The organism is Intrasporangium chromatireducens Q5-1 (genome assembly GCF_000576575.1).
GTDB classification, from domain to species: Bacteria; Actinomycetota; Actinomycetes; order Actinomycetales; family Dermatophilaceae; genus Intrasporangium_A; species Intrasporangium_A chromatireducens.
In genome coordinates this window covers 1-5,687 of sequence record NZ_AWQS01000237.1, presented here as the reverse complement: position 1 = coordinate 5,687, position 5,687 = coordinate 1, and the positions used below count along the sequence as shown (strand labels likewise).

Here is a 5,687-nt window from a genome sequence, read left to right as displayed (position 1 = left end):
CAAGCGGCTTGACACAGGGCTTCTCATGCCCGCAGCGTATCGAGGCAGGAGGCTGGCATCGTGGTGGCATGGATCCCGTCCTCGTCGCCTGCTCGCACGGCACCGCCTCGCCCGAGGGGCAGGCCGCCGTCCGCGGCCTCGTCGACGCCGTCGCGCGACGTCGCCCGGACCTCGACGTCCGGGCCGCCTTCGTCGACGTGCAGGAGCCGAGCCCCGCTGCCGTGCTCGCCGACCTCGACGGGCGCCCAGCGCGCCTCGTGCCGCTGCTCCTGTCGGCCGGGTACCACGTCTTCGTCGACCTCACCGACGCCGCGCGAGCCGTGCCTGGCACGACCGTGGCGCCGGCCCTCGGACCAGACCCCAGACTCATCCACCTGTTGCGAGAACGCTTGGGCCCCAGACAGATCCATCCTGGAGAGACCGTGGTGCTCGTGGCCGCCGGGTCATCCAACGAGTCCGCCCTGCGGGACTGCGAGACGGCCGCCACCCACCTGGGCGAGCTGCTCGACGTGCGGGTGACAGCGGCATACCTCTCGGCGGCGGAGCCGCGTCTGGAGGACGTCGTCGCGCACGAGCACGCGGACGGGCACGGCGTGATCGCGGCGAGCTACCTGCTCGCGCCGGGCTTCTTCGCAGACCGCGCGGCACGGTGCGGGGCGCAGCACGTCGCTCCCCCGCTGCTGCTCGCCGGGGAGCCGGCGCCCGCCGCGCTCGTCGACCTCGTGCTCGAGCGGTACGTCAGCTGACCAGGAGGTATGCCGCCCAGCTTGCTCCCAGCCCGAGCGCGACGTTGAGCGCGAGGTTGCCGACCGCACCGACGGCGTCCCCGCCACGGACGAGGAGGGCGGTGTCCCGGCTGAGGTCGGCGACCGTCGACAGGGCGCCACAGAGCCCGCCCACGACGACGAAGAACCAGGCGACGTCCATCCGATCGCGGGCGCCGACGGCCGCCCCCGCGACGGCGCAGGCCAGCACGTTGGCGACGAGGACGCCCAGGGGCAGGCGCCCGCGCGGGAGCCGCTCGACCATCCAGCCGCGGGCCACGGCCGAGACGGCACCGACGACGACCGCGAGGGCCCACGCCCACAGCGGGACCGCCGTCACGCCTCGACCTCAGGCTCGAAACCGTCGGCCCCGTCGGTGAGGAGGCGGCCGAGCAGGATGCCGGCCAGCGCGGCAACCAGCCCGAGCAGGAGGCTCGTGGCCATCCCGATCCACGCCGCCGCGGGCTGCGTACCGTCGACGAACGCCACCGCGAGGATCGAGAACGACGTCAGCGCGCCCAGGCCACCGGTCATCAGCAGGTCCCGCTGCTCGGGGCGCAGCCGCAGTTGGCTCGTCACGCCGAGCAGGAAGGCGCCGACGACGTTGACGACGGTCATCCGCGTGTCCCACCCGTGCCCGGTATCACCCTGGGTCAGCATCAGCCGCAACAGGGTCCCCGCCGCTCCTCCGAGGGCGACGGGCAGAAGGCGCATGCCATCAGTGTGATCTGCGCAAATCACACCTTGGGGACCAACCGGTCACGGCTTGGTTGCGACGCGCGCGACGGATGTGAATCACCCCACGCCAGGCCCGGGCGCGGCACCTCGACGTCAGGAGCGTTGCGCGGCCGCCTCTCGAGCGGCCGGGATCTTCATGCCGAGCCAGGTGAAGAGCAGTGCGATGACGGCGACGACGCACAGCAGCGCGAGTCCCAGCCCATAGCCGGGGAACACCTGGTGGAAGGTGAAGCCCATCACGAGGGGCGGGAAGTAGCCGCCGAGGCCGCCGGCCGCGCCGACGAGACCGGTCACCGAGCCGACCCGCTCGGGCGGGGCCTGTCTGGCCACCCAGGCGAAGACGCCGCCGGTGCCGAGGCCGAGGAAGAAGGCGAGCACGACGAAGGCGATGCCGGCCGGCAGCTCCGGAGGCGGCTCGAAGGCGATGACGAGGGCGAGCACCGCCGTGCCGGCGAGCGACAGCGCGACGACGGTGCGGGGGCCCAGGCGGTCGCTGAGGATCCCGCCCACGGGCCGGGCGAGCACGGCGGCGATGGCGAAGCCAGCCGTGCGCGTCCCGGCCGCCGTCAGGTCGAACGAGTAGACGTCCTTCAGGTAGGTCGGCAGGTACGTCGAGAACGCCACGAACCCGCCGAAGGTGACCGCATAGAGGAACGACATCCGCCAGGTGACGGGCAGCCTGAGGGCGGCGGTCATCTTCGGGACGACGGGGTCGACGTTCGGCGTCCACCGCGGCGAGTTGCGCATCACGAACCAGCACAGCGCCGCGGTCGCGACGAGGACCACCGCGACGATGACGTGCGTGGCCGTGTAGCCGAACCACGTGACGAAGCGCGGCGTCAGGAACGACGACAGCGCCGTGCCGCCCATGCCGGCGCCGAAGATGCCGGTCGCGAAGCCGCGCCGGTCGGCCTGGTACCAGGCGTTGACGAAGGGGATGCCGACGGCGAAGGTCGTGCCCGCGATGCCGAGGAAGAAGCCGAAGACAATCAGCATCGGGAACGACCTGGCGTTGCCGGCGAACGCGACGAGCAGCACGAACGGCACGCTGACGAGGGTCAGCACCGGGAACATCAGCCGCCCGCCGAAGCGGTCGGTGAGCGCGCCCACAGGGATCCGGCCCACCGATCCGACGAGCACGGGCGTGGCCACCAGCAGCGCCTTCTGCGTGCTGGAGAGCTGCATCTCGGCGGTGTACCTCACCGCCAACGGACCGATGAGGTTCCACGCCCAGAACGTCAGGGCGAAGGCCAGGGTGGCGAGCGACAGGTTCAGCGTCTGCCCGGGCAGGCCGGTGGCCCGCTCGCCGGTGTCCGTCGGTGGGGCGGCCTTCGCGTTCATCGGGGTCTCCTTCGATGAGTCAGGGGGCGTCGCTCCGGTGCCCAATTGTGGCCCGAACCAGCGCGGTCCGCACCGCAACCCGGCCTGGCCGGGAATGTCGGGGCGCCCGGGCATACTCGTGCCGTCACCAGTCCGCCCGTCGTTCGAAGGAGTATGCCGCTGAGCTCGGTGCGCTCGTACCTGACCGTTGCGCGGCCGGTCCGGTCGGAGGTCGAGGTAAAACGGTCCCGCTTCGTCTGCGACCTCGAGCCCGTCTCGACAGAGGAGGCCGCCCGCGCGGTGATCGAGCGCGTCCGGGCGGGCTCTCGGGACGCTCGGCACCACTGCACGGCATTCGTCCTCGGGCCGGACGGCGCGCTCCAGCGCAGCAACGACGACGGGGAGCCGTCCGGGACGGCCGGGATGCCGATGCTCGAGGTGCTCCGTGGTGCGGGGGTCACCGACGTCGTCGCGGTGGTGACCCGGTGGTTCGGCGGTGTCCTGCTCGGGACCGGTGGGCTGATCCGGGCCTACGGCGACGCGGTCCACGCCGCCCTCGCGACCGCCACGCTCGCGCGCTACGAGCTCAGCGTCATACTCACGACGACCGTCTCGCACGCGGACGGGCCCCGCGTCGAGAACGCCCTGCGCGCCCGGGCGGACCTGGCCGTGGCGGGGGTGGACTACGGGGCGGACGGGGTGCGGATCCGGGCCGCCGTCCCACCCGACGGGCAGGCCCGGGCGAACGGCGTCCTTGCCGAGCTCACGGCCGGTGCGGCGGAGTTCACGCTCGTCGGTGAGCAATGGGTCAGGATGGAGCCATGAGCCTGCACCTCGCCACCACCGACGACGGCAACGCCCTGCTCGAGCGCGACCCCCTGGCGCTCCTGCTCGGCATGCTCCTCGACCAGCAGATCCCGATGGAGAAGGCGTTCACCTCGCCGAGCGTTCTCGCGTCGCGGTTGGGTGTCGAGCGCCTCGATGCGGGCACGATCGCCGCCCTGCCGCCCGAGGAGCTGCTCGAGCTGTTCCGGACGCCGCCGGCGCTGCACCGCTTCCCGGGCTCGATGGCGGAGCGGACGCGGCAGCTGTGCCAGGCGCTCGTCGACGACTGGGGCGGCGACGCGGCGGCCGTGTGGCGGGACGCCGAGTCGGGGGCCGAGCTCGTGCGCCGGGTCGGGACGCTGCCGGGCTTCGGCGCGCAGAAGGCGAAGATCTTCGTCGCCCTCCTCGCCAAGCAGTTCGGCGTGCGGCCCGCGGGCTGGCAGGAGGCGACCGGCGACTACGGCCAGGACGGCTTCAGGTCGATCGCCGACGTCGTCGACGATGCCTCCAAGGCGAAGGTGCGCGAGTTCAAGAAGGAGATGAAGGCCAGGGCGAAGGCAGGCGCCTGACGCCTTGGCTCAGTCCGCGAGGAAGCCGAGCAGGTCCGCCCGCGTCAGCACGCCCACCGGCTTGCCGTCCTCGATGACGAGCACGGCGTCGTGCTTCTCGAGCGCCTCGCGCGCCTCGGCAACCGGCTCGCCCGAGCCGACCAGGGGCAGGCCGGGCTCCATGTGCTTCTCGACGGAGTCGGCCAGGTGGGCCTGCCCGGTGAAGAGCGCCTCGAGCAGGGCCCGTTCGCTCACGGAGCCGGCGACCTCGCCGGACATGACCGGCGGCTCGGCCTTGACGACCGGCATCTGGGAGACGCCGTACTCACGCAGGATCTGGACCGCGTCGCGGATGGTCTCGTTGGGGTGCGTGTGCACGAGGGCCGGCAGGTCGCCGGACTTGGACCGGAGCACGTCCCCGATCGTCTGCTCGCCGTGCTCGTGGAGGAAGCCGTAGGAGGACATCCACTCGTCGTTGAAGATCTTCGACATGTAGCCGCGACCGGAGTCCGGCAGCAGCACGACGACGACGGCGTCCTCGGGCAGGTCCTTCGCGGCGCGCAGGGCGGCGACGACGGCCATGCCACAGGACCCGCCGACGAGCAGGCCCTCCTCCTTGGCCAGGCGCCGGGTCATCTCGAACGAGTCGGCGTCGCTCACGGCGATGACCTCGTCGACGACCGACGGGTCGTAGGCACCGGGCCAGAAGTCCTCACCGACCCCCTCGACGAGGTACGGCCGGCCGCTGCCGCCGGAGTAGACCGAGCCCTCCGGGTCCGCGGCGATGATCCGCACCGCGCCGTCGGAGACCTCCTTGAGGTAGCGGCCCGTCCCGCTGATGGTGCCGCCCGTGCCGGCGCCCGCGACGAAGTGCGTTACGCGACCGTCGGTGTCCGCCCAGATCTCCGGGCCTGTCGAGTGGTAGTGGCTGTTCGGACCCTCCGGGTTGTAGTACTGGTTCGGCTTCCAGGCGCCGTCGATCTCCTTCACGAGGCGGTCGGAGACGCTGTAGTACGAGTCGGGGTGGTCGGGCGCGACGGACGTGGGGGTGACGACGACCTCGGCGCCATACGCCTTGAGCACGTCCTGCTTGTCCTGGCTGACCTTGTCGGGGCAGACGAACACGCACTTGTAGCCGCGCCGCTGCGCGATGAGCGCGAGCCCGACGCCAGTGTTGCCGCTCGTCGGCTCGACGATCGTGCCGCCGGGCTTGAGCAGCCCCTCCCGCTCGGCCGCGTCGATCATGCGAAGGGCGATGCGGTCCTTGACCGACCCGCCCGGGTTGAAGTACTCGACCTTCGCGAGGACGGTGCACTTCACCCCCGCGTCCGCGGTGACGGTGGTGAGCTTGACGAGCGGGGTGTTCCCGACGAGGTCTGCGACGTGCTCTGCGTACTTCACGCTGACATCCTCGCAGACGCTCCGCTTCGTGCCGATGCGGCGGGTATGCCGCTCACCTCCCTCCAGTCGGTTGCTGGCCCTTCGTCGGTTG

7 protein-coding genes are annotated in these 5,687 nt (G+C 71.9%); 3 read left to right on the top strand and 4 right to left on the bottom strand.

Annotation, left to right across the window (positions count from 1 at the left end):
• The first annotated feature begins 68 nt into the window (after window positions 1-68).
• Window positions 69-746: a sirohydrochlorin chelatase gene (locus N864_RS18520; protein ID WP_034720561.1), complete on the top strand. Its 678-nt coding sequence runs from the start codon at window positions 69-71 to the stop codon at window positions 744-746.
• Here N864_RS18520 and N864_RS18515 read toward each other — a convergent pair.
• The 3 genes from N864_RS18515 to N864_RS18505 form a co-directional block, all read right to left on the bottom strand.
• Entirely contained in the window at window positions 739-1,104 is a 366-nt protein-coding gene (locus N864_RS18515; protein WP_081794025.1) for a FluC/FEX family fluoride channel, read from the bottom strand. The genes N864_RS18520 and N864_RS18515 overlap by 8 nt on opposite strands.
• Complete coding sequence (locus N864_RS18510; RefSeq protein ID WP_034720558.1) at window positions 1,101-1,478, bottom strand: fluoride efflux transporter FluC; 378 nt, start codon at window positions 1,476-1,478, stop codon at window positions 1,101-1,103. The genes N864_RS18515 and N864_RS18510 overlap by 4 nt, the downstream gene beginning before the upstream one ends.
• A 117-nt stretch (window positions 1,479-1,595) precedes the next feature.
• Complete coding sequence (locus tag N864_RS18505; protein ID WP_051518785.1) at window positions 1,596-2,843, bottom strand: nitrate/nitrite transporter; 1,248 nt, start codon at window positions 2,841-2,843, stop codon at window positions 1,596-1,598.
• A gap of 153 nt (window positions 2,844-2,996) precedes the next feature.
• Between N864_RS18505 and N864_RS18500 the strand changes: the two genes are divergently transcribed.
• Both N864_RS18500 and N864_RS18495 read left to right on the top strand, forming a co-directional pair.
• Window positions 2,997-3,647 carry an IMPACT family protein gene (locus N864_RS18500; protein WP_034720556.1) on the top strand — a complete coding sequence of 217 codons (651 nt, stop codon included), beginning with the start codon at window positions 2,997-2,999 and terminating at the stop codon, window positions 3,645-3,647.
• Complete coding sequence (locus tag N864_RS18495) at window positions 3,644-4,216, top strand: HhH-GPD-type base excision DNA repair protein (RefSeq protein ID WP_081794024.1); 573 nt, start codon at window positions 3,644-3,646, stop codon at window positions 4,214-4,216. The genes N864_RS18500 and N864_RS18495 overlap by 4 nt, the downstream gene beginning before the upstream one ends.
• Window positions 4,217-4,225: 9 nt before the next feature.
• On the opposite strand, the gene N864_RS18490 is transcribed toward N864_RS18495, so the two are convergent.
• Complete coding sequence (locus tag N864_RS18490) at window positions 4,226-5,596, bottom strand: cystathionine beta-synthase (RefSeq protein WP_034720552.1); 1,371 nt, start codon at window positions 5,594-5,596, stop codon at window positions 4,226-4,228.
• Window positions 5,597-5,687: the final 91 nt, after the last annotated feature.